This is a genomic window from Chromobacterium haemolyticum DSM 19808 (genome assembly GCF_000711885.1).
In the GTDB taxonomy this organism is placed as follows: Bacteria; Pseudomonadota; Gammaproteobacteria; order Burkholderiales; family Chromobacteriaceae; genus Chromobacterium; species Chromobacterium haemolyticum.
In genome coordinates this window covers 178,208-200,858 of sequence record NZ_JONK01000001.1, presented here as the reverse complement: position 1 = coordinate 200,858, position 22,651 = coordinate 178,208, and the positions used below count along the sequence as shown (strand labels likewise).

The 22,651-nt window shown below is 56.7% G+C and carries 22 protein-coding genes; 16 read left to right on the top strand and 6 right to left on the bottom strand.

All coding sequences use genetic code 11. The features are described 5' to 3' along the window. Nucleotides 1-16: 16 nt before the first annotated feature. The gene (locus BR71_RS23965) at nt 17-160 is read right to left on the bottom strand and encodes a hypothetical protein (RefSeq protein WP_208854823.1); all 144 of its coding nucleotides are present in this window, start codon (nt 158-160) and stop codon (nt 17-19) included. Nucleotides 161-237: 77 nt separating this feature from the next. Beyond that, on the bottom strand, nt 238-861 hold the full coding sequence (locus BR71_RS00890; RefSeq protein ID WP_043631332.1) for a TetR/AcrR family transcriptional regulator: 624 nt from the start codon (nt 859-861) through the stop codon (nt 238-240). Nucleotides 862-981: 120 nt separating this feature from the next. Between BR71_RS00890 and BR71_RS00885 the strand changes: the two genes are divergently transcribed. The 16 genes from BR71_RS00885 to BR71_RS00815 all read left to right on the top strand — a co-directional run bounded on the left by BR71_RS00885 (nt 982) and on the right by BR71_RS00815 (nt 17,041). Next, nucleotides 982-2,259: an NAD(P)/FAD-dependent oxidoreductase gene (locus BR71_RS00885; RefSeq protein WP_043631329.1), complete on the top strand. Its 1,278-nt coding sequence runs from the start codon at nt 982-984 to the stop codon at nt 2,257-2,259. 2 nt (nt 2,260-2,261) lie between these two features. Further along, nucleotides 2,262-3,038, top strand: a complete 777-nt coding sequence (locus BR71_RS00880; RefSeq protein ID WP_043631326.1) for a DUF1365 domain-containing protein — start codon at nt 2,262-2,264, stop codon at nt 3,036-3,038. Continuing rightward, the gene (locus BR71_RS00875; protein ID WP_043631323.1) at nt 3,035-4,237 is read left to right on the top strand and encodes an SAM-dependent methyltransferase; all 1,203 of its coding nucleotides are present in this window, start codon (nt 3,035-3,037) and stop codon (nt 4,235-4,237) included. The genes BR71_RS00880 and BR71_RS00875 overlap by 4 nt, the downstream gene beginning before the upstream one ends. 2 nt (nt 4,238-4,239) lie before the next feature. Next, a complete protein-coding gene (locus BR71_RS00870; protein ID WP_043631320.1) occupies nt 4,240-4,773 on the top strand; it encodes a DUF3833 domain-containing protein in 534 nt (177 codons plus the stop codon). Then, the gene (locus BR71_RS00865) at nt 4,770-5,549 is read left to right on the top strand and encodes an SDR family NAD(P)-dependent oxidoreductase (protein WP_043631318.1); all 780 of its coding nucleotides are present in this window, start codon (nt 4,770-4,772) and stop codon (nt 5,547-5,549) included. The genes BR71_RS00870 and BR71_RS00865 overlap by 4 nt, the downstream gene beginning before the upstream one ends. Beyond that, a complete protein-coding gene (locus BR71_RS00860; RefSeq protein WP_052370232.1) occupies nt 5,546-5,980 on the top strand; it encodes a nuclear transport factor 2 family protein in 435 nt (144 codons plus the stop codon). The genes BR71_RS00865 and BR71_RS00860 overlap by 4 nt, the downstream gene beginning before the upstream one ends. After that, complete coding sequence (locus BR71_RS25055; RefSeq protein ID WP_081548337.1) at nt 5,980-6,138, top strand: DUF2256 domain-containing protein; 159 nt, start codon at nt 5,980-5,982, stop codon at nt 6,136-6,138. The genes BR71_RS00860 and BR71_RS25055 overlap by 1 nt, the downstream gene beginning before the upstream one ends. Then, entirely contained in the window at nt 6,135-7,664 is a 1,530-nt protein-coding gene (locus tag BR71_RS00855) for a cryptochrome/photolyase family protein (protein WP_043631315.1), read from the top strand. Before BR71_RS25055 ends, BR71_RS00855 begins: the two co-directional genes overlap by 4 nt. A gap of 7 nt (nt 7,665-7,671) precedes the next feature. Beyond that, nucleotides 7,672-8,208, top strand: a complete 537-nt coding sequence (locus BR71_RS00850) for a lipocalin family protein (protein ID WP_043631312.1) — start codon at nt 7,672-7,674, stop codon at nt 8,206-8,208. Further along, nucleotides 8,195-8,422 carry a TIGR02450 family Trp-rich protein gene (locus BR71_RS00845; protein WP_043631305.1) on the top strand — a complete coding sequence of 76 codons (228 nt, stop codon included), beginning with the start codon at nt 8,195-8,197 and terminating at the stop codon, nt 8,420-8,422. Before BR71_RS00850 ends, BR71_RS00845 begins: the two co-directional genes overlap by 14 nt. A 294-nt stretch (nt 8,423-8,716) precedes the next feature. Continuing rightward, nucleotides 8,717-9,343, top strand: a complete 627-nt coding sequence (locus BR71_RS00840; protein ID WP_019104383.1) for a hypothetical protein — start codon at nt 8,717-8,719, stop codon at nt 9,341-9,343. Between the two features lie 166 nt (nt 9,344-9,509). Continuing rightward, nucleotides 9,510-9,827, top strand: a complete 318-nt coding sequence (locus tag BR71_RS00835; protein ID WP_019104382.1) for a co-chaperone GroES — start codon at nt 9,510-9,512, stop codon at nt 9,825-9,827. Between the two features lie 29 nt (nt 9,828-9,856). Beyond that, on the top strand, nt 9,857-11,473 hold the full coding sequence (gene groL, locus BR71_RS00830; RefSeq protein WP_043631301.1) for a chaperonin GroEL: 1,617 nt from the start codon (nt 9,857-9,859) through the stop codon (nt 11,471-11,473). Nucleotides 11,474-12,603: 1,130 nt separating this feature from the next. Next, nucleotides 12,604-13,884: an EAL domain-containing response regulator gene (locus BR71_RS00825; protein ID WP_208854822.1), complete on the top strand. Its 1,281-nt coding sequence runs from the start codon at nt 12,604-12,606 to the stop codon at nt 13,882-13,884. Nucleotides 13,885-13,976: 92 nt separating this feature from the next. Then, complete coding sequence (locus BR71_RS00820) at nt 13,977-14,657, top strand: response regulator transcription factor (RefSeq protein WP_196783778.1); 681 nt, start codon at nt 13,977-13,979, stop codon at nt 14,655-14,657. After that, nucleotides 14,657-17,041, top strand: coding sequence for an ATP-binding protein (locus BR71_RS00815; protein ID WP_043631295.1), 2,385 nt, complete (start codon nt 14,657-14,659; stop codon nt 17,039-17,041). The genes BR71_RS00820 and BR71_RS00815 overlap by 1 nt, the downstream gene beginning before the upstream one ends. A 48-nt stretch (nt 17,042-17,089) precedes the next feature. On the opposite strand, the gene BR71_RS00810 is transcribed toward BR71_RS00815, so the two are convergent. From BR71_RS00810 to BR71_RS00795, 4 genes are all read right to left on the bottom strand, one after another. Further along, the gene (locus BR71_RS00810) at nt 17,090-18,256 is read right to left on the bottom strand and encodes a fimbrial protein (RefSeq protein ID WP_081862499.1); all 1,167 of its coding nucleotides are present in this window, start codon (nt 18,254-18,256) and stop codon (nt 17,090-17,092) included. Then, nucleotides 18,256-20,796 carry a fimbria/pilus outer membrane usher protein gene (locus BR71_RS00805; protein ID WP_043631290.1) on the bottom strand — a complete coding sequence of 847 codons (2,541 nt, stop codon included), beginning with the start codon at nt 20,794-20,796 and terminating at the stop codon, nt 18,256-18,258. The genes BR71_RS00810 and BR71_RS00805 overlap by 1 nt, the downstream gene beginning before the upstream one ends. Further along, entirely contained in the window at nt 20,793-21,533 is a 741-nt protein-coding gene (locus BR71_RS00800) for a fimbrial biogenesis chaperone (RefSeq protein ID WP_052370230.1), read from the bottom strand. Before BR71_RS00800 ends, BR71_RS00805 begins: the two co-directional genes overlap by 4 nt. A 169-nt stretch (nt 21,534-21,702) precedes the next feature. Then, entirely contained in the window at nt 21,703-22,218 is a 516-nt protein-coding gene (locus BR71_RS00795; protein ID WP_081556749.1) for a fimbrial protein, read from the bottom strand. Between the last annotated feature and the right edge of the window lie 433 nt (nt 22,219-22,651).

Sequence of the window (22,651 nt, the reverse complement as noted above, 5' to 3'; positions counted from 1 at the left end):
CGCAAACGCGGCCGCCTTAACGACTGCCGGCTTTTTTAAGCCCTTCGGCAATCATTCCCAGTTCATAAATGGACTTCACCGCTTTCATGAAGGGCATGCCCCACACATTGGCATGCGCGGCGCCATTGAATGGCTGCGCAAACACATACTCCTCTTGCATCATCACATTCCACACAATCCCGCCAAACCATGCTCAGTTATGAATCGGCGTATAGACACCATGCTTCAAGAGTTCGATTACGCCGCCCCGGCGCCAGCGGACATCCCTTCAAAACAAAGCTGCAGCATGTGCTTGATGATGTCTTCATCCTGGTATTTCCCGTACACGCGCAGGTACTCCACCGCTGGGTCACAGGTTCGAGAGTAGTAGCTGAAAAGGATGACATCCGTTGGCATCTCCGCCTTCAATTCACCTTGTTTCTTGGCCTGCTCAACGATGCCTTGCAAGGTCTTGTGCAATTTAATGACCCGGCCAACGTAAGTCATGCTGCGCGTCAACATGCTGCGCACTTGCGGGCTGGCTGACGGCAAGAAGGGCAATCCGCCAGCCAGCCGCACCCTTAGCGCCCAGTCCAAGAGGTCTCGCAGGCGGGCCAGTGGGCTCAACCTTGAGTCTTGTCGCGCCAAATAGCGCAGGGCATCGTCCAGCAAACGGATCATCACCTCGGTGGCCAGCTCATCTTTGGATTTGAAATGCTTGTACAGGCTGGGTTTGGAAATACCCGCTTCGTTCGCCACATCGTCCATGGTCATGAGATCGAAGCCCTTGCTCGCCAGCATGCGCGTCGTCGCGTCCAACACCGCCTGTTCACGCAGCTTGAAAGCCTGATCTTTAAAGCTGAGCCTGCCCAAAATACCCATTGGTAACACCTTTTACTGATTGGTAGCATTTTTTCCAAACCGGTTATATCCTGAATATAAAGCACCGCCCAGCGGCTGCCAAGTTATCCCGCTCAACCCATACGCCCACAGGACGCATCGGTGAATACTCAGCAGCGACAACACATCGCCGTCATTGGCGCCGGCATCTCCGGTTTGGCCTGCGCGCACTTTTTGGCCCGCGGTCACAACATTACCCTATTCGAAGACGCCGATTACCTGGGCGGCCACGCCCATACCGTCGACATCACGATTGACGGCGTCCGCTTTGCCGTGGACACGGGCTTTCTGGTGTACAACGATCGCACCTACCCTAACCTGATCGCGCTATTTGCCGAGCTGGGCATCGTCAGCCACCCCAGCGACATGTCATTCAGCGTTTCACTGGACCAGGGCCAGCTGGAATGGGCGGGCAGTAATCTGGACACCGTGTTCGCCCAACGCCGCAATCTGTTGTCGCCCGGATTTTGGGGCATGCTGACCGACATTATCCGTTTCAACCGCGCGGCGCCCCGCAACCTGAAACGGGCCGTCGAATCACCGCTCACGCTGGGCCTGTTGCTTGAAGCGGACCGCTATGGCGCACGCTTCCGCGATCACTATCTGCTGCCGATGGCCGCGGCCATCTGGTCCAGCCCCTGCCGCGATATCCTGTCCTTCCCCGCGGAAACCTTTCTGCGTTTCAGCCTCAACCACGGCCTCTTGCAGTTGAGCAACCGGCCGCAGTGGCGGACGGTGCGGGATGGCGCGCGCCAGTATGTGGAAAAAATAGCGGACGGGCTGGATGATATAAGGCTGTCCACCCCGGTACTGCGCGTCTGTCGTGAGGATGGCCAAGTGCGCGTGCAGACCGCGCATGGCGAGGAATGCTTCGACAGCGTGGTATTCGCCACCCACGCCCCTCAAACGCTGGCGCTGCTGGCCGATGCCGACGAGCGCGAACGGTCGCTGCTATCCGCGGTGCGCTACCAAGCCAATGAGGCCGTGCTGCACTCCGATGTCTCCTTGCTGCCGCGCAGCCCTCGCGCCTGGGCGGCCTGGAACTTCTTGGCCGAAGGAAAAGACGATGGACGCGCCGTGGGCGTGAGCTATCTGTTGAACCGATTACAGCCGCTGCCGGTGGAAACCCCGGTGATGGTCACGCTTAATCCAACACAAGAGCCGGATCCGACCAAAGTGCTGGGCCGCTACCATTACGAACACCCGCTGTTGGACAACGCCGCCATCGCCGCGCAAAAAGCGCTATCCAAAATCCAGGGGCGACGCGGCTGCTGGTTCACCGGCGCCTGGACGGGCTACGGCTTCCATGAGGATGGCCTGAAATCGGCTTTGCGCGTGGCACAGGATTTTGGCCTGGCACCCGCCTGGGCGAGGCTGTAAACATGAGCACAGCCTATCTGTTGACCGGACACGTGATGCACCATCGCCTACGCCCGGCCGCCAATCGCTTCGTCTACCCTGTGTTTTGCTTGCGGCTCAAGCTATCCTCGCTGGAAAACATGCGCGGGCCATGGTTTGGCGTGGACTGCCGCCGGCCGCTGTCGCTGCGCACGCGCGACTACGGCCCGCGCGACGGCTCGCCGCTATTGCCCTGGATACGCGCGCGCCTGGACGAAGCCGGCCTTCCCTGCGACGGCGAGGTCTGGCTGCAAACCTTCCCGCGCGTGTTCGGTTACGTTTTCAATCCGGTTAATTTCTGGCACTGCCACAACGCCTCTGGCCAGTTGATCGCCGTGCTGGCCGAGGTGAACAACACCTTTGGCGAAAGACATAGCTACCTGCTCAGCCAAACCGACGGGGAGCCAATTAGCGCCTCCAGCCAGTTGGTCTGCCGCAAACTGCTGCATGTCTCCCCGTTTTGCCAAGTGGAAGGCCATTATCAATTCCGCTTCGTGGAACAAGCGGGCCGCGCGCTGACACGGATCGATTATCACGATGCCAACGGCGCTCTGCTTCACACCTCGATATCCGGCCGCTTGCGCGCCTTAAGCTCGGCCACAGCGGCGGCCGCCTTGCTGCGCCAGCCTCTGCTCACCCTGGGCGTCATCGCCCGCATTCACTGGCAGGCGCTGAAGCTTTGGCTAAAACGCGTACCCTTTTCCCGCAAACCCCATCCCCCCGCCACCGCCCTCAGCCGTGGCCAGGAGCTGAAACCATGAGCGCGAGCCAACCCCTCTCCTTGTCCCACCCCAAGTTTCCGGCGGCGGGGCGCGCGCTGCTCGCCATACTGGCTCAATTGCGCCACGGCAGCCTTAAAGTGGTCACGCCAGATGGCGAGACCTTATGGTTTGGCGCGGCCCAAACGCACGTCAGCGCGGAGTTGACGCTGCGGGACTGGCGCGCCTGCGCCCGCATCCTGTCCGGCGGCGACATCGGCTTTGCCGAGGCCTACCGCGACGGCTGGTTGGACTGCCCGGACCTGACAGGGCTGCTGCAACTGATGCTGCGCAATGAAGACGCCTTGCAATTGGGGGCGCTGGGCCGTTGGGCCGCGCGTTTGTGGCACCGGCTGCGCCATCTCCTGCGCGTCAACAGCCGCCGCGGCAGCCGCCGCAACATCCATGCCCATTACGATATCGGCAACGATTTTTACAAACTGTGGCTGGACCCCAGCTGGACTTACTCCAGCGCATGGTTCGACGGCGACTACAGCCAGCCCTTGGCCCAAGCGCAGGCGCGCAAGTACCAACGCATCTGCGAGCAGTTGCAGCTACGCCCCGGCATGCGGGTGCTGGAAATCGGCTGCGGCTGGGGAGGGTTCGCCGAACACGCCGCCGGTCTCGGCGTCTCCGTGCACGGCATCACCATTTCGGATGCGCAACTGAGCTTCGCCCGCCGCCGCCTGGCCAAGGAGCCGCTGGTCACACTGGAACACCGCGACTACCGCGACCTGAGCGGCCAATACGACGCCATCGTGTCGATCGAAATGTTCGAGGCGGTGGGCGAGCGCTACTGGCGCGGCTATTTCGACACACTGCGCCGCTGCCTCAAGCCGGGCGGCCAAGCGCTAGCGCAAAGCATCACCATTGATGAATCCCGTTTCGAGGCCTACCGCGCCAGCACCGATTTCATCCAGGCCTTTATCTTCCCCGGCGGCATGCTTCCCAGCCGCGAGCGTTTTGAACGCGCGGCGCATCAAAGCGGGCTGACCTGCCGCAAGCGCCTGGATTTCGGCGCGGACTACGCGGAAACGCTGCGCCGCTGGCGCGAGGCTTTCGAGACCCAACTGGACGCCGTTCGCGGCCAAGGTTTCGACGAGGCCTTCATTCGGCTGTGGCGGCTTTACCTGTGCTACTGCGAATCGGGTTTCGATGCGGGACGCATCGGCGTGTCGCAGTTTCTGCTGCAAAGGGCGTAACCATGCGCGCCCCCCTCTGGCTCGCCGCCATGCTCCTGCTGGCTGGCTGCGCCGCTCCAACGGTTGGAGATTACGCCGCCAACCGCCCGCCGCTGGACCCCGGCCGGTTTTTCCTTGGCCAAACCAAGGCCTGGGGCATATACCAGGACCGGCAAGGCCGCCTGCTCAAGCGCTTCACCGTCGACATGGACGGCGAACGCCACGGCGACGAGTTGGTGTTGACCGAGCGCTTTCTTTACAGCGACGGCAGCCGACAACAACGCGTCTGGCTGCTCAAGCCCCTCGGCCAGGGCCGCTGGCGCGGCCTGGCCGACGACGTGGAGGGAGAAGCCATTGGCGAGACGGCCGGCAACGCGCTGCGCTGGCGCTACACGCTGAAGTTGCCGGTGGAGGGCGAGGAATACCTGGTCCAGTTCGATGACTGGATGTTCCTGCAAGACGAGCGCAGCCTGCTCAACCGCGCGGTCATGAGCAAGTTTGGCTTCCGCTTGGGCGAGGTCACGCTGTTTTTCCACAAACCGGAGTCAGGATCATGACACTCCGCCTTAACCCTCGCATCGCCGATTGGCGCGCGCGCCGGGTATGGGTGATAGGCGCGTCCAGCGGCATCGGCGCGGCATTGGCCGACGAGCTGCTATCGGCCGGCGCCCAAGTCATCCTCTCCGCCCGACGCGCCGAGCCGATGCGCATGCTGGCGGCAGAGCGCCCGGGCGCGCAAGTGGAAACGCTGGACGTGACCGATCCGGCCGCCTGGCGGGCCGCTTGGTCGCGCCTGGAAGCCGCCGGCGCGCTGCCCGACCTCGTGGTGTTCTGCGCGGCGGACTACCGTCCGCAAACCTGCCTGGATCTGCACGCCGATGAAACCCGCGGCCTGCTCGACACCAACCTGCTGGGCGTCTACCACGGCCTGGAAGTGGTGTTGCCGGCGCTGGCGGAGCAAGGCCGCGGCGGCGTGGCGCTGATCGCCAGTGTGGCGGGTTATGTCGGCCTGCCGGGCGCCGCGGTGTACGGCCCCGGCAAGGCGGCGCTGATCAATCTGGCGGAAATCCTCTACGCGGAACTCAAGCCGCATGGCGTGGCGGTTTATCTGATCAATCCCGGCTTCGTGGCCACACCGCTCACCGCCAAAAACGATTTTTCCATGCCGGCCCTGCTCACGCCGCGTCAGGCGGCTCGCGACATCATGCGCGGGCTGGCCCGCGGCGCGTTTGAAATTCACTTTCCGTGGCGCTTCACCTTATGGCTCAAACTACTGCGGCTGCTGCCTTACCGGCTGCGGCTGCCTTTGCTCGCGAGGTTGGCTCGACCATGAAACGCATCCCCACTCAAGCCGATTGGCAAGCTTTGCTCGACTGGTATCAAACGCTGACACCGCAAACCTTGCCGGACATCGCTCGCTTTTACACTGAAAACGCGCGCTTCAAGGACCCCTTCAACGACGTGCGCGGCGTGGCCAAAATCCAGGCGGTGTTTCACCACATGTTCAAGACGCTGGAACAACCCCGCTTCACTGTCATCCACGCGCTACGGGATGGCGACCAGGCATTCATCACCTGGGATTTCGATTTTGCCTATGCCGGACGCAAGGTCAACATTCACGGCGGCAGCCATTTCCAGTTCGATGCCGACGGCAAAATCACGCTGCACCGCGATTACTGGGACGCCGCCGAAGAATTGTTCGAGAAAATCCCCCTGCTTGGACTGCCGGTGGCCTGGCTGCGCAAAAAACTGAAGGTAGCGTGATGGCGCGGATATTCAAGGGCAATAAGGCGGCACTACCATCCAAGCGCTGCGCCGCCTGCGGCCACCCCATGAGCTGGCGCAAAAAATGGCGCAATAATTGGGATGCCGTCCAATACTGCTCAGAACGCTGCCGCCGTCAGAAGGACATGGCCCAATGACCCTCTTGCGGCTGATTCTGGGCGACCAGCTCAACCCCAACCATAGTTGGTTCACCGCCCCCGACCCCGAGGTGGTGCATGTGATGATGGAAATCCGCCAGGAGACGGATTACGTACGCCACCACGCGCAGAAAATCCTGGCCATCTTCGCCGCGATGCGTGATTTTGCAAGCCAACTGAAGGCCTTGGGGCATCGAGTGCGCTACATCGCCATCGACGACGGAAGCAATCGCCAATCGTTAATCGGCAATTTGGATGCGCTGATCCGCCACTACGGCGCGACGAGGGTGGAATACCAGGCTCCGGACGAATGGCGGCTGGACCATCAACTCGCCCGCTGGGGCGCGGATTTATCCATTCCATGCCACATGGCGGACAGCGAGCACTTCTACACCGCTCGCGGCGATGCCGCCGCGTTCTTCGGAGCGCGGCGGCAATGGAGGCAGGAGACCCTATATCGTCACCTGCGGCGCAAGCACGGCATTTTGGTGGACGAGAACGGCGAACCCGCCGACGGGCGCTGGAATTTCGATGCCGAGAACCGTCAGCGCTGGTCCGGCAGCCCGCCGGAACCCAATGACCCTCGCCCTGAGCATGACCACCGCGGGCTGTGGCAAACCATAAACGACGCCGGCGTGAACAGTTTCGGTCAGCCTCAGGCCGAAGCGCTGCGCTGGCCGCTCAAACGCGCCGAGGCGCAGGCCCTGCTGTGCGACTTCATCGAGCGGACGCTGCCGCACTTTGGCGCTTATCAGGACGCAATGAGCCGGCATGCGCGGCGCTTGTTTCACTCCCAGCTTTCCTTCGCCCTCAATGTAAAAATGCTCAATCCGCGCGAGGTGGTGGACGCCGCCATCGCCGCCTGGCGCGCAGGCCGCGCGCCACTGGCCGCGGTAGAGGGCTTTGTGCGGCAGATACTGGGCTGGCGCGAATACGTGCGAGGCGTCTATTGGGCCAAGATGCCCGGCTACCGCGACAATAACGCTCTGTCGCACAATCTGCCGCTGCCGCGCTGGTTTTGGGACGGCGAAACGGGCATGCGGTGTCTTGCTCACGCCATCGGCCAATCGCTGGAAGACGCCTACGCCCACCACATCCAGCGGCTGATGGTGATCGGTAATTTCGGACTGATAGCCGGACTGTCGCCGCAGGCGCTGCATGAATGGTATTTGGGCGTCTACATCGACGCCTTCGAATGGGTGGAGTTGCCCAACACTCTGGGCATGAGCCAGTTCGCCGACGGCGGGCTGCTCGGCAGCAAGCCCTACGCCGGCAGCGCCGCTTATATAGGCCGCATGAGCGATTACTGCGCCGGCTGCCGCTACCAGCCCAAACTGCGCATTGGCCGGGACGCCTGTCCCTTCAATGCCCTGTACTGGAATTTTTTCCAGCGCCACCGCGCGCGGCTGGCGGCCAATCGGCGACTCAGCCTGGTCTATCGCCAGCTGGACAAGCTGCCGGATGCCGAACAAGCCGCTATCGCCGCTCACGCGGCGACGCTGCAAACCAATCTCGACACACTGTGAGCCTGATATGTTGAAAAAACCTTTGGTCCTGTTGGCTATTACCCTATTGCCGCTCACCGGCTGCAACACTCTGCCGCCGCCGGACGTCACCCCAGTGCAAGGCTTCCAACTGGAACGCTATCAGGGGCGATGGTATGAAATCGCCCGCCTGGACCACCGTTTCGAACGGGGCCTGCAAGCGGTGAGCGCCGACTATAGCCGCAATACCGACGGCAGCATCCGCGTGGTCAACCGCGGCTTTGACACCGCCGCCGCCAGCTGGCGCGAAGCCGTGGGCAAGGCCTGGTTCAACGGCCCCGCCGACGTCGCCTCGCTGAAAGTGTCCTTCTTTGGCCCGTTCTACGGCGGCTACCACGTGGCGGAGCTGGACCCCGACTATCGCTGGGCGGTGGTGGTGGGACCCGACAAGAACTACTTGTGGCTGCTGTCGCGCGACAAGCAGCCCGCCCCCGAGGCCAAGACCGCTCTGCTGGCGGTGGCGGCCAAGTTGGGCATACCCGCGGAGAAGTTGATTTGGGTGAGTCAGAATCGTGGCGACAACTAGGCGGCTCAACCCGGAAAAATTGCTGCTGAGCAAGTGGACCGCCGCCGTGCCGCGCGACAAGGAAAAACACTTCCTGGTGGTGGCGCTGGGACGGCCCGCGCCCGACAGCCCGGTAGACACGGTGACGCTGGAGGCGGTGTACACCCGCCGCCAGCAAACCGTGCCGTGGCAGGTTCTGCGCGACGACAAGCAATGGCGGCAAGGATGGAAATAAACGCCTAGCCGTAATCACCAGGTTGACGCTTGCCTCATGCCGGCAATCTTTTTATCTTTAGAGTGGCTAACAAAACGCAGTTTCACGCGTGAGCACCTGTTTACGATCTCGCGAGGCAAGGCGAAAACCGCTGCGAGCTTGTTCAAGGTCTGCTACGCTTTGGCGATACGGCGTTGAAAACGAGCTCAAAATGCTCATGCACCGTGTCACGTCTCACAACGCCCAGCAGATCGTAAACAGGTCCTCCGCCGCTCTTGATGTCTATCTTCGCGTCCATTGTCATGGAGTGTTGCCGTGGAGTTATTCGATACCTTGTCCGCTCAAATCCGCCATATGCGCCTGCCGCTATTCGCGGTCAGTCTCAGCGCGGTGCCCTTTCCCGATACCCCCTTGCTGTTGATGCTGCACTGGCATGGTTTCCGCCGCCCTGAGCCCGACCGCGGCCAAAATGGCGAGCCCTTGCTTCGGCAAGTGCCGGCATCGGCCTTGCAACTGACGCGCAGATGGGACGCCCTCTCCCTGATAGAAGAAGACATTCTGGACGCGGCCTGGCAGCTGGGCGCCTGGAACCTGCTGCGCGACGAGCGGCGCGGCTGCAACACCATAGGCGCGGCCGCGGGGGAAGAGCTGGCCTGCCGCCAGGCTTTCGGCGATCTGCCACCTATCGCTGGAGAGGAAAGTGTCTTGATGGAAGCGCCCGACGGCCCGGACCTGATGCGGTTGGCCTCCCGCCGAGGCTATGTTTCCTGGCAGTTCCGCCCTGTACACGGCGGGCTATGGCGCGACCTGGCCGAAGACGACACCCTGGGCGAGGAAGGCCTGCGCAAACCACCCTGCCCCCTAAGGCCGCGCGTCTGCCATGGAGGCAAGGCAAGCAGAACGGAGTACCGTTTTGGCCGTGTCGAGCGCATCATTTTGTAGTCTCGTTTTTTCTGCAAAAAACCTCTTGAAAAGTTTTTGGCCCGCCCTTACTTCGTCTTTGGTCAGCCGTACCGGCTGACTTTGACCGGTAAGCGTGGGCCATTTCGCGCCTGCCGCTCGGTCTTACCAACCGTTTCCAATGATCTGAATCGCACAGGAGATTGATATGCAAATCCGTCCTCTGCACGACCGGATTATCGTCAAGCGGATCGAGAAAGTCCGCCAGACTGCTTCCGGCATCGTCATTCCCGATAGCGCCGCTGAAAAACCGGAACAAGGCGAAGTTCTCGCCGTGGGCCCTGGCAAGCGTCTGCAAGACGGCACATTGTTGCCGATGCAGGTGCAAGTGGGCGACCTGGTTCTGTTCGGCAAGTACGGCGGCCAGACCGTCAAGCTAAACGACCAGGAATACTTGGTGCTTCGCGAAGAAGATGTCTTCGGGGTCGTTGAAGACGCCCCTCAATCCGGCCGCAAGGCTGCCTGATTTCCTACAATCATCACAGGAGTTAAACCATGGCTGCGAAAGAAGTCCGCTTCCACGACAACGCCCGTGAGCGCATCGTCAACGGCGTCAATGTGCTGGCTAATGCCGTCAAAGTCACCCTGGGCCCGAAAGGCCGCAACGTACTGTTGGCGCGCAGTTTCGGCGCGCCGCACATCACCAAGGATGGCGTGTCGGTTGCCAAGGAAATCGAACTGAAGGACCCATTCGAGAACATGGGCGCCCAGATGGTAAAAGAAGTGGCGTCCAAGACCGCCGACGTGGCGGGCGACGGCACCACCACCGCCACTGTGCTGGCCCAAGCCATCGTGCAGGAAGGCATGAAGTATGTCGCTTCCGGCATGAATCCGATGGACCTGAAGCGCGGCATTGATAAAGCCGTCCAGGCCGTAGTGAAAGAGCTGCAAACCCTGTCCAAGCCGGTGACCAACAGCAAGGAAACCGCCCAAGTCGCCGCGCTGTCCGCCAACTCCGACGAGTCCATCGGCAAGATCATCGCGGATGCCATGGAGAAAGTGGGCAAGGAGGGCGTGATCACTGTGGAGGACGGCAAATCCTTGGACAACGAGTTGGCCGTCGTCGAGGGCATGCAGTTCGACCGCGGCTATCTGTCGCCCTACTTCATCACCAACCCGGAAAAACAGACCGCCGTTCTGGAAGACCCGCTGGTGCTGCTCTACGACAAGAAGATCAGCAATATCCGCGATTTGCTGCCGGTGCTGGAGCAAGTGGCCAAGGCCGGCAAGCCGCTGCTGATTGTGGCCGAAGACGTGGAAGGCGAAGCGCTGGCCACCCTGGTGGTGAACAGCATGCGCGGCATCCTGAAGGTGGCCGCCGTGAAGGCGCCTGGCTTTGGCGATCGCCGCAAGGCCATGCTGGAAGACATCGCCATCCTCACCGGCGGCACTGTCATTTCCGAGGAAACCGGGCTCACGCTGGAAAAAGCCGGCCTGCCGGAGTTGGGCAGCGCCAAACGCGTGGAAATCGGCAAGGAGAACACCACCATCATCGACGGCGCGGGAGACAAGGCCAAGATCGATGCTCGTATTCAGACCATACGCACCCAGATCGATGCGGCCACTAGCGACTATGACCGCGAGAAACTGCAGGAGCGCGTGGCCAAGCTATCTGGCGGCGTGGCGGTCATCCGCATTGGCGCGGCCACCGAAGTGGAAATGAAAGAGAAGAAAGACCGCGTGGACGACGCACTGCACGCCACCCGCGCCGCAGTGGAAGAAGGCATCGTTGCCGGCGGCGGCGTCTCCCTGCTGCGCGCTCGAGCCCACATCAGCGGCCTGAAGGGCGACAACGCCGACCAGGATGCAGGCATCCAGATCGTGCTGCGCGCGCTGGAAGCGCCTCTGCGCGCTATCGCCGCCAATGCCGGCGACGAGCCCTCGGTGATCGTCAACAAAGTTCTGGAGGGCAAGGGCAGCCATGGCTACAACGCTGCCAGCGGCCAGTTTGGCGACTTGGTGGAAATGGGCGTGATCGACCCCACCAAGGTGACTCGCACCGCGTTACAAAACGCCGCTTCCATCGCCAGCCTGATCCTGACCACTGACGCCACCGTGGCCGAAGCGCCGAAGGACAGCAAGGAGAAAGTGCCGACCGAGTTGGATTATTGATCCGCTGACCTGGTCCTCTTCCATCATTTGCCCGCGCTCACGCGCGGGCTTTTTTATGCCCAAAATCTCAGTGCTATCGTGGGGTCTGATCGATATCTGCGCAGCTCGTATCGGCCAGCATGCCATCCCGCCCCTGCTGCCGCGCCTGTGTCAGGACTTAAGCCACATCAACAGTCTGCTTTAGAGCTGTATAACCATGCAGGGCATTGGTGCTATGTTGCCGCATGATCCTGGCCGCGCGGTATTTACCCCACTTCTCACCACTCCCACGCAAACCACCCAACTCCCGGCAAAAGCCAGACACCTCGCCACTGGCCCGCCATGAGTCGCGAATGAATACCAACAACCCGACATCATCTGCAGTGCTTCACTCGGCCCCCTGGCAAAGTCGCGTCCGAGTTAAGCCAAACCCTGCCCCACTGGTACGGCTGTAGCCGCCCCCCTCATCGCGCGGAAACCTCCGCTACAGAGTCCGGGCTCTCGATGATCTGTTTGACGGCTGCTTCTTTGAATTCAGAGAGGAACGCCGTGTGCTCCTGAACCTCCACTCATGCCCATAGAGCAGGAATGCCTACGGAATCGGAAGAATCCACCTATGTTCACAAGCAGCGCAGAACACGGCGAGGCGCATCTTTTTAGGATAATTCCTATGTAGAAGCAAACAGCCCATTTCTACCATAGGGACTTTTATCGACGAGTCCCCCAATGAAAATTCCTTCATCATTTATGGGCATATTTGCTGTAGACAAATCAATACAGGATCGGCCCAGCCACGCAGTCTCATTCATCAGTGGACATTCTGTAGTCAACGATATCATGCCCCCCGAGAAACTTATCGCTCCCTCTGTTCTTCATCCTGTATTTCACGATGAATGCCATATGAGATTTTGGATAAACACACCAGGCATACCTGCCGCATCACAATAATCGCCCACCTCAAAAATGACAATGCAGTGCCAAATAATGGCATGAAAAACCATAGTCATTATCATTCACCGTTCGCAAACAAGGATTGGCAGATTGTGAGATGGGGTGACTTTTTTACATTACGGTCTACCCACGCCACAAACCCAATAAAAACGTGCGAAAACCACCAACCCAATAACTCCAGCAACCAAAAAGAAAACGATATGAATAATATAAATGTAATGATAGTAGATGATCACCCATTGGAAAGCGCGCATGTTTGCCGCATTTTTCAGGACTGCGGCATTAACCAGACATTCAACGTCAACCACATATCAGATGCAATTAATATTATTAAGCGAGAGAATGTAGATTTATTGATATGCGATATTCTGATGCCCAATGGCGGCGGCGCAAAATTAATCTCACAGCTGCACAACCTATTGAAGCAACAAACAATATCTTCATTACCCATTCTTGTTTGGCTGAGTTCAATGAATAAAGTGCTACTGCACTCGCACACCCAATTGGCGTATGAGGCCAATTTTCGACACGTCAATTCAATAAGCAAGCCATTCAATAAGCAAAATTGCATGCACATTCTCTCGCATGTCAAAAATGTATTCAGCCTATCGTCCCGCTCTCCATCTGCACCAACAGCCTATGGCTTTAAGGAGCAGGAAATCATAGAGGCCCTATTTTCTAAAAACAGCATTTCAATTGCCCTACAGCCTCAGGTTCGCCTCGCCGATCGAAAGATCGTTGGAGCGGAAGCTTTAGCACGCTGCCGGCATCCTATACTGGGCAATATCGCACCGGATGTATTTTTGCCCATCATTAACAAACTGGGGCTAGATCTACTTCTATTTTTCCACGTACTTAGTCGCATCATCGCCACTCAACAGGTGCTGGCGCGAAACGGAGTTTTTCTACCTATCGCAATCAACGCCTCCGCCAGCACCCTAATTTCTCCCAGCTTGACGGAAGAAATCATTAAACGCTGGGATCTGACAAGACTACCCAGATCACTGCTGGTAATTGAGTTGACCGAGAATGTTGAACTTGAACACGGTTTGGACCTGATGGTGGCTCTTAATCAGCTGCGCGCCAATGGCTTCGCCATTGCCTGTGATGACTACGGAATTGGCATATCAACCCTAAAGATTGTTTCCCGTATGCCATTCACCGAATTGAAACTTGACCGGGAACTTGTCGCAGCCATGCCACGCAGTGCCAAACACCGGGAAATAGTGCGCTCATCGATTTTATTGGGAAAAAAATTAAAACTAAAAATCATCGCGGAAGGCATTGAAGACGAGGCCTGCGCCGACTCTCTACTGAAAATGGGCTGTGAAATCGGCCAGGGCTTTGGCTTGCACTTTCCAATGCCACCAGAGAAATATTTAGAACACATCCTACATCAGCACGAGAAGCTAGAGGAAGTGGCAGAAGAATGTACAGAACTGGTGCATATCATGCACAGAATCGAATTTAAGAGCACCTGATTCAGATTTGTACCATATTGAAAGCACGAGGCGCAGCGAAACGCTTCTCGAGTCAGTCACTTTATGGCAATGTAATTTAAATTGACAAAAGCATGCGGAAAAAAATAAGTATAATCATACTAGATGATCATGATTTGATCCGGATTGGGTTAGAAGTAAAGTTAATGGCATACCCAGATCTGAAAATTACGGGAAGCTATGCGAGCAGCCAACAGCTACTGGCCGCATTGCGGGAATCTATACCAGATGTATTGTTGATGGATTTTACGCTGAGCGACAACGAGATAGATGGCTTGAATCTAATTCAATCCATCAGAGTGCGCTATCCCAGTTGCAAAATCCTCGTCCTCTCCGCCAGTGATCTACCCGGCACCATCAACATTATGCTAAAGGCTGGCGCACGAGGTTTTTTCAGCAAATCCCAACCCGTGGAAGCTTTGGCTGCCGCCATTCGCACCGTCAATGCCGGTCGCATCTATCTAACTCCACAGGTCATGAGCGAACTCAACATTCTGCTCTCCGACACCATCTTTAAAAAAGATGTTTCCACGCTAGTTAAAAAAGATGTTTCCGCTCTAGACCCTTTTGCCAAACTATCACCTCGCGAACGTGAGGTAGTAAGGTGCTGTCTGGACGGAATGGGCACTAAACAGATTGCGGAGAAGTTTTCACGCAGCATTAAAACCATCAGCACGCAAAAGCATGCTGCATTTCAAAAGCTGGGAATCCAAACTGATCAGGAGTTGTTTGTCCTGAATGCGAAGCTGAGGTGATGGTGCAAAAATACTACCGGGGTCTGTGCTTTATTCTACTGACTCAATTACAAGCCTGCGGAATAGATGGACTGCATACCAACCTCAATCAAGAAGAAAAAGACTGGATAGCCCAGCACAGGGAGGTCGAGGTTTACCTGCTCCGCACCACTCCGGTTCTCCGCAACAAAAGCGGAGAAGTACGTTTCCGCGGCATTGAATACTATTACCTGAAACACATCGAGCGTCAAACTGGGCTACGTTTCAAATTCACCCTCCAACCTTCAGCCAAGGAGTGGGTAACGACGCTTGCCAGCAGCAAGCCCCCCATGCTTGCCAGTGTCAATCAAGACACAATAAGCCAGCTTAGCCTGAATAAGAACTACTATTTCACTCAACCCTACTCCACGCAGTCATTGATGGTGATAAGCCGACGCAATCAAAAGCCCATCTATAATGCCAACGATCTACAAGGTCTGACTCTGGCTTTTATCTTCAACGACAACTCGCGCTCATGGATGGCTCGCGATGGCCTAAATGTGAGTTTCTATCCCGTTGATACTTCGACCATGGCTCTTCGCTCATTGGTTGACATGAAAGCAGATATTGCCCTAGTTCCAGAAACCTATGCACGCTTCATGCTCAATCACCGTTTCCCCGAACTCAAAAGCTCGGGGTCAATGCCTGGCTATTATGCAATCTATAGCTTTGGCATCAGTAAAAGTCAGCCGCTGCTGTACCGTATCATCCAGAAAACCATGGATAACATGACCGCGGATGACGTGGATGATGTTCGCACCGACTGGGAAAACGAAATTGCGACAAGACCTACCGCTTACACAGTGATGCGTACTTACGCTGGAGAGGGCGCCATACTATTACTCGCCTTTTTCTTGCTATTGTGGACCGTGCGTCGCGCCAATATTTTGATGCGCAAAGCACAAATGGGCGAGGAGGCAAAAAGCGAATTTCTTGCCGTGATTAGCCACGAAATCCGCACGCCAATGAATGCCATCATCGCTGCGGGTGAATTGCTGCATGCCATGCCAATGAGCGAGAAACAGCACCAGCTGGTTGTACAATCCAACTTGGCCGCAAATAGTCTACTGCAACTATTGAATAATATTTTGAGCACCTCACGGCTAGACGCCGGACAGGAAACGCTGGAACTGTCCTTTGTGGATGCTGGCAATATCCTAAATGGTCTCTCAACCTTGTATCGTCTGGCAGCCGAGACCAAGGGGCTGCAGATGCACTACGCAACCGAGCTACCCTCCTGTACGCTGCTACTGGATCCTTCTCATCTTCAGCGTGTGCTGCACAACCTTCTGTCCAACGCGATCAAATTCACAAAGCAAGGCAGCATTACTTTGCAAGCGTGTTTCCGCATGGATAGCGCGAAGCCAACGCACGGAATGCTCATCTGCCGGGTTAGCGACACCGGTATTGGCATTAAGGAGGAGGCTCAAAAAGCGGTATTTTCCCCATTTGTACAGGCGGACCCCAGCATCAATCGCCAGTTTGGCGGAAGCGGTTTGGGGCTGGCCATCAGCAAGCGCCTAGTCGAACTGATGAAGGGGCGGATTAGTCTATACAGCGACGGGCACTCCCGCACGACGTTCACCATTGAAATTCCAACGGAAATCGGTGGGCCTTTGAACAAGGAGCCTATCGTTCCCCTTGGTGAATTAAGTGGATCAGAGATCGGCTACAACCAACGAGTGTTGGTAATAGAGGACCATCCCGCCAATCAGCAGCTGATACGTGATCAACTGTTAGAGCTAGGCTGCGAGGTCTCCATTGCCAGCAACGGCATGAGCGGATTGTCAATCCTGCGTGAGCTATCGGACGTCAAGCTGATCCTGCTGGACTGCCACCTACCTGATGTGAATGGTTACGAGGTAGCGCAACGGATTCGAGCAGAAGAAAAAGCGGAGAACTTACCGTTGACTCCCATCATTGCCATTTCCGCCACCAATGATTATCAGCATCAGGAAAAATGCATGTCCAGCGGTATGAATGGCCTGCTGGTGAAACCGCTAAGGCTGGCTGATCTGCAAAAAATTCTTTCCATGTGGTTAACGGATGTTTCGGTAGAAAAAATAGCCAAACCGCCCTCCTCTTATGATGCCAACCTGTGGGATCTGTTCATCGAGTACAACGAGGCAGACTTTGCAGGTGTGGACTCCGCCATCAAACAACAGCAATGGGACGTTGCCCGCCAACACGCTCATCGAATTTACGGCTTGGCACTCAGCATGGACGTTCCTGAATTAGTCACTGTCGCCGGCAAGCTGGAACAGCTCCTAGTGGAACACCAAGTGGATGCCTTGGCTCCCGCCTTAGCTCAACTACGCGCCGCACTGGATGCCACTGCCAAGAACATCTCGGAGGGTGAAAGCTAGCCTTTCATTTCCTTGCCGGTGAAAGGCCTGCCAAATCATCGCTCACGCCTACCGATAGTTAATCAGAAAAGTTGCCGTAGCATTGATCTGCCCCGGCGTCACCACCGGTTTGGTCTGACGCATGCGCGCATGAAAAGACAGCACGGTCTGCTTGGCATTCGACCTGATACCGGTATCCAGCCAGTTCGTGGTCAAATCATTAGCACGCAACAGCGTCTGTCTAGTATTGGCATTACTTTGCAACAGCTCCACAGCCACGCCGCTGGCGTTCCCTGCACCCGCTAAATTACCGATCAGATCTAGACTGGAGGAGTCGGCATAGTCGGTTGAGAAACCATAGTACACCCGGCCCGTGGTTGGCATTGACGGGCAATTGATGCTCACCGTAAACGGCACGCTGGGCATGACCGTATTCACCCCAGTGAAACGCTTCAGCGGGTATGACCCCAGATCCAGAACAGGTCGAGAAATGGAGACAGGATCGCATGGCGCGATCACTGAGCGTGTCGCGGACAAACGAAACAGCCCCAACAGCTGGCTGCCAGTAGAAGTGGCCCCCCAATTGGTATGCTGCATTCGCATGCTGACTCGATCGTAACCACCAAAATTGGCGGCGCTACCTGTATTCGCGTTCTTTTCCAGTTCCACCGTCACCACCATCGGCGTCAACGCTTTCAGCTTGTTGATGGTGACACTGTAAGTTCCTGGCGCCCCCACCGTGTTAGGGGCGCTGGGATTCAACGCCTCTCCCTGATCCCCCACAGTCACCGCATTGGGAATCAGGATCGTATTGCCGGGACTTTTCACCGACATCCACATTGAGCTATTACTGGTGTCATACCCGTAAACAAAGCGGACATTAACCGCATTGGATAGCGTTTCTATGAATCCCGACGAACCGCGTGGGTTCGGAGCTGTCCGATCCGCCATTACCAGCAACTGCAGGTCCCCCGGTTTTCGGCATAGCAAGATCACTTTGTCGCCATCAGTCATGCCGGTGGGAGCGGGCGCCGACCACTGCGCGGTTTGGAAGATACTGAGCAGCGGCAAGCTATAAGGGATAGACACCGTGGATGGCATCTGCACCACATTGGTGGTATTGGAACCCTTCCAGGAACACTCCGCTAGGGCCGCGTGACAGCTACTTGAAACCAGCAGCAATAGTGCGCCGGCAAGTTGATATCGGCCTATGCCTTTGTTTTGCGAACTATTCATCAATTCACCTTCTCTGGGGCGCAAATCGCTGAGGCAAGTGCTAATGCCCCACGGTTTTCGGCATGCGCCAAGTCATAATCAAGTACACAGCGCTGAGCGAGTTGCTCACCCCATTTGATCGTCAGCCGGCCATGGTCTGCGCTCGCCCGGAAATACGCGCGACTACCCTGCCCCACCACACCGATAATCGCACCACCCTCATCTAAAACATCTGAGCCGATGGGCAGCGGGTTGCCCGAGGCCTGTTGAAGTTCCAGCAATACACTGCGACCACTCTGGGTTTCAAACTTAACGTGGACCACCGCGCCTCCCAAGGGGACCGCCATTTTGCTGGTCTGTTTCAGTTCAATCTCACTGCCCATGCCTTCCGGCGACAAGGCAACCTCATTCATCCGAAATGGAGTCAAGTACGGCACGATAGCGAATCCCCTGCTATCCACCTGCACATTGCGCGTATTCAGCACGCCGGCACCCGCGGCACCCGGCGCCTCGACAATGGCGAATGATTCACCCAGTGATTGCCCGAAAGAGAGCCCGCCGCGATGCGCCACCACGCTGCCAGCCGCACCTGCCGAGTACTGCTTATAGCTACCGGACTGAGAGAGTGAGCCCTGTAAATTGACGCTACTGAACTGCTTCTGCGCATTCGCTCCCCAGTTGGACTGTCGACCTTGGCTGTCGTAGCCGGCGTAAGCCCCGAGCGTCACGCTATCGTCTTGCGGCAGGCTGCCATTCAAAGCGGTCTGTAGCGTAAAGTCCCCCCCATTGCTGCTTACGCTGCTGACACTGTTCAGCTTGGAGCCGGACGAATGGTCGAATGGAATCGTCACCCCAACGAATAATTGATTAGCCGCTTGATTGGCATCATTTAATGTTCGCCCAATACTGGCTGTAAAATTGTAGTGTTTATACGAACCCGAGTAGCCAAGCTGGTACTGTGTGCTCCTTCCAGAACCCGCCCACTGGGTTTGCGTGCTGCCTGAAAGGTAAAGCTGTCCGTTGCTACCCAAGGCCTGACTCATAGTGATATCAAAACGATTTTTCTGGCGGGGAAATTGCAAAGCCATATCTCTATTGGCGATAGAATCGTTGGCGTAAGCGAAGTCGCGCAAGGACAAATACCGTTCAGTGGAGTAACGGTATGCCGCCAGGGAAAAACTGGTGTCCGTCGCCGTGAGACGATAGCTGTGACTCAATTTAAAACTCATGCCACTGTAGGCTTCGCCATTCCATAACCGCGCTTGTGAACTAGTCACATCAGCCGAAATCGCCCCCAGAAAGGTATTCCAGCCCACCCCAAGCAAACCGGAGGCATAATTTTGGGCTAGTTGACCTGCCCCATAAGCGGTGACAAAGCTGTTCACTCCAACGCTATATGACAACTGAGCGAAATAGGGTTGGCTCCGTATGGAAGGGTCGCGCAACTGGCCTGCTGTCAGGCTGTAGCGATTCACCCCCTCACGCAACATATCTGGAACCGCTGAATATGGAATGGAGTAGACGCGCATCTTGCCGTCCGCCTCAGTAATTTCCACTTGCAAATCCCCGCCGTAACCAGTCGGGTACAAATCGTCAAACTCAAACGGCCCAGGCGGCACCGAGGTCTCGAAGAGAAGGTAACTGCCCTGGCGAACAGCCACTTTCGCCTGGGTCATCGCAACTCCTCTCACCACCGGCGCGTAGCCCCGCTCCGAATCCGGCACCATGCGCTCGTCTCGGCTCAATTCCACGCCAGTGAACCCCACAGCATCAAAATATCGGCCGCTGGTGAAGGCTTGTCCAACAACATAGCGGCTCTGCCAATTTGGCAAACTACCTTGCAGATACGAGCGCACACTCTGCCAACGATGATCGCCGTTCGAACGTCCCGTATAGCTCGCCTCAGAACGAAACTGCACTCCCGCCAGATTGATGCCACCGGTCAGATTAAGATAATCACTGCGTGAGCTGCCGCCACCTTGCAGTTCGGAATAGTAGGTATTCGCGCGGTAGTTGGCGAAGGCGACATTCAGACCAGTATCCCATTGCGACGGGTCCACATAGCCACGGCTCCGCCTGGACAGCGCCATCTGTGGCAAGCTAAGGTTAAGCCTTTGCTGCGCGCTGTCATATTCGCTGCTAGCGTCAGGCCACAGCGAATTAATGGCTACACAGTCATCGGCTTTGCTGAACAGAGCTTTTTGATCCGCGTTGAATTTTTCTACCGCCACACCCAATGCCTGCAAAGTGCTTTGCGAAAAACAGGGATAGGCATTGCTCTGTCCGGGCTGCTTGACGAAAAGAATATCTCGAGTCTGCATGCCGACGTTGTTTACATAGAGTTCAACACGATGCAGGCCCGGTTCAATCGGGGTTTCCGTAGCGAACCGGCTGACGTCCACTTTATCGCTGCCAAACAGGAAAACATCATTAAATATGACGGCCTCTTGTTTATTTTCAGCCTGAGGCGGGGAATTCCGCGCGGAGGCATCACCACAAGCGAACACAATAAGACAGGCGGATATTTTACGGTGAGCAGGCTTCATCTTCCGGTCTTTCAATTCTTATTTTTATCCTGCAGCGTAAATATACTGAAAGCGTTCGCCCCAATATCGTTTATCAGGTTAAATTCCACTTTCTCCATATCCACGTTTCCAGGCACCTGCGAGGTGAAACGAAAGATACGCGTTTCTCCTGGACCCAACATATTGGTTTCCAAGCTGTGCCGCTTGCCCTTTGCCTGAACACTCGCATTCGCAAAAGACGCATAAAAGCCAGTAGGGTTAAGCACCTCCAAGGCGGTAGCCCCATTTTCTTTGACCAGCCGCCACTTTAGCTTGCCGCCCAAATCTTTAGGCCCTTCGGCCAAGGCTATTGGACGAAAGAATACTTTCACGCGACTGCGCAATGCCAGTTGCAAGGTATTCTGTCCATTATCAATTTTTGGCTTGGGAGGTATTTCCAAAACATTCAAATAGAAAACCGATTCACGATCTTCCGGCAAGGCCTCTCCCGTATATTGCATACGTAAAACTTGCCCCTGCCGTGCAGACATGCGAAATACCGGCGGCGTAAGAATGAATGGCACCTTCTGCTCCGCAACTGCCTTTTCCACCCCATCATCCAGCCAAGCCTGAATCAATAAAGGGCTGTCGCTTTCATTGCTCAAGCGGACTAGTTGCTCCCGCTTTCCCGCATCATAAATGACACGGGTGCCATACAGCATGACGGCTGCCGTGACAGTATTTGCGTGCAGAAAAAACAGAATCAACCAGACGGCACCACTAAGAACTTTCATTTTCAAACCTCTCCGGACCTCACAAGCGCATTCCGCGCATACCTATTCCTTCCAACACAGATGTGTGGCGATCAATACCAATGTCAGCGAAAAGGCTGCCCAGCCTAATAGCGCGTGATGGCAGCCTCGGCTTGCGCTGTGAAGCATCCGTTTAGATCATGGAAGTGCCTTATTCATACGCCAAGGTATAAGTCGCCGCAGCATTGGCGGTACCCACCGTGGCCACTCCGGTGGCAACGTACCATGCGCTATAGCGCAGGGTGGCGCTGCCGCTGATGATGTCCTGATAAGAAGAGGTTGGCGGCGCTTGGCCAAACTTGTTCTCCGCGTCAGCCATATCGTAGATGGCGATCTGTACGTTCTTCGCCTGATTAACATCAGCGGTTAGCCCTAGTCTGCCCGTGCTCAAATCCGCGGTTCCTGATTCAAACTTGGCGGCAACCTTAGCCACGCCTTCCGTACACCCCGTCAGCGCAATCTCAAACCGTGTCTGGCCTGCACGCGCGCCCGGAGTTGCCAGCGCACTGGCAGGTACGTCGCCCATGTCGATAGTCAGATCAGGAGAGTTAATCACGCAGGTATTGGCTGTCACATTGCCGGTAAAGCTCATGTTCCCATCCGCGGCCAAGGCCAGACCGGGAACCATTGCGCCAGAAATCAATGCGAGAGCTACTGCCTTTTTCATATCGTTACCTTAAAAGTGTTGAACTCAATGCCAACCTGAACTCAGGAGGCAACAGACCAGACGCAATCGCTACCGGTTCTGCATAGGCGGATACTATCCAGACCCTTACTTTGGCCACATAGGATTAATCCTAAAAACAGCCCATGCCGCAGAGCCCGTTTGGGGCTGTCTTCGCCCCGGATATTCGCTCTGCGCTTGGTTTTCATAGGGTTTTTCCCATCAATTCCAATGGTATATACGGAGACTGCTTCTCTACACGAAAGGTGCACGGACCACTGAAAGTCGCTGGCTGTTGGCGCCACTTGGCCGTGGCGCTGGATTTGTTCGCTCGTCGGGTGACGAGCAGGGAGAGGGGTGGTCGGATACAGACTTCATCCACGCGCTTGAGCATGCGCATAGATAGCTTGGCGGTCCCAAGCCCGTGTTGCTTCAT

Excerpts from the sequence above, each read along its gene's own strand:
- BR71_RS00820 (WP_196783778.1), top strand. The coding sequence starts at position 13,977 with ATGCGGAAAAAAATAAGTATAATCATACTAGATGATCATGATTTGATC.
- BR71_RS25055 (WP_081548337.1), top strand. The coding sequence starts at position 5,980 with ATGGCGCGGATATTCAAGGGCAATAAGGCGGCACTACCATCCAAGCGC.
- BR71_RS00860 (WP_052370232.1), top strand. The coding sequence starts at position 5,546 with ATGAAACGCATCCCCACTCAAGCCGATTGGCAAGCTTTGCTCGACTGG.
- groL (WP_043631301.1), top strand. The coding sequence starts at position 9,857 with ATGGCTGCGAAAGAAGTCCGCTTCCACGACAACGCCCGTGAGCGCATC.
- BR71_RS00825 (WP_208854822.1), top strand. The coding sequence starts at position 12,604 with ATGAATAATATAAATGTAATGATAGTAGATGATCACCCATTGGAAAGC.
- BR71_RS00890 (WP_043631332.1), bottom strand. The coding sequence starts at position 861 with ATGGGTATTTTGGGCAGGCTCAGCTTTAAAGATCAGGCTTTCAAGCTG.
- BR71_RS00850 (WP_043631312.1), top strand. The coding sequence starts at position 7,672 with ATGTTGAAAAAACCTTTGGTCCTGTTGGCTATTACCCTATTGCCGCTC.
- BR71_RS00795 (WP_081556749.1), bottom strand. The coding sequence starts at position 22,218 with ATGAAAAAGGCAGTAGCTCTCGCATTGATTTCTGGCGCAATGGTTCCC.
- BR71_RS00870 (WP_043631320.1), top strand. The coding sequence starts at position 4,240 with ATGCGCGCCCCCCTCTGGCTCGCCGCCATGCTCCTGCTGGCTGGCTGC.
- BR71_RS00835 (WP_019104382.1), top strand. The coding sequence starts at position 9,510 with ATGCAAATCCGTCCTCTGCACGACCGGATTATCGTCAAGCGGATCGAG.
- BR71_RS00815 (WP_043631295.1), top strand. The coding sequence starts at position 14,657 with ATGGTGCAAAAATACTACCGGGGTCTGTGCTTTATTCTACTGACTCAA.
- BR71_RS00855 (WP_043631315.1), top strand. The coding sequence starts at position 6,135 with ATGACCCTCTTGCGGCTGATTCTGGGCGACCAGCTCAACCCCAACCAT.
- BR71_RS23965 (WP_208854823.1), bottom strand. The coding sequence starts at position 160 with ATGCAAGAGGAGTATGTGTTTGCGCAGCCATTCAATGGCGCCGCGCAT.
- BR71_RS00810 (WP_081862499.1), bottom strand. The coding sequence starts at position 18,256 with ATGAATAGTTCGCAAAACAAAGGCATAGGCCGATATCAACTTGCCGGC.
- BR71_RS00800 (WP_052370230.1), bottom strand. The coding sequence starts at position 21,533 with ATGAAAGTTCTTAGTGGTGCCGTCTGGTTGATTCTGTTTTTTCTGCAC.
- BR71_RS00865 (WP_043631318.1), top strand. The coding sequence starts at position 4,770 with ATGACACTCCGCCTTAACCCTCGCATCGCCGATTGGCGCGCGCGCCGG.
- BR71_RS00875 (WP_043631323.1), top strand. The coding sequence starts at position 3,035 with ATGAGCGCGAGCCAACCCCTCTCCTTGTCCCACCCCAAGTTTCCGGCG.
- BR71_RS00880 (WP_043631326.1), top strand. The coding sequence starts at position 2,262 with ATGAGCACAGCCTATCTGTTGACCGGACACGTGATGCACCATCGCCTA.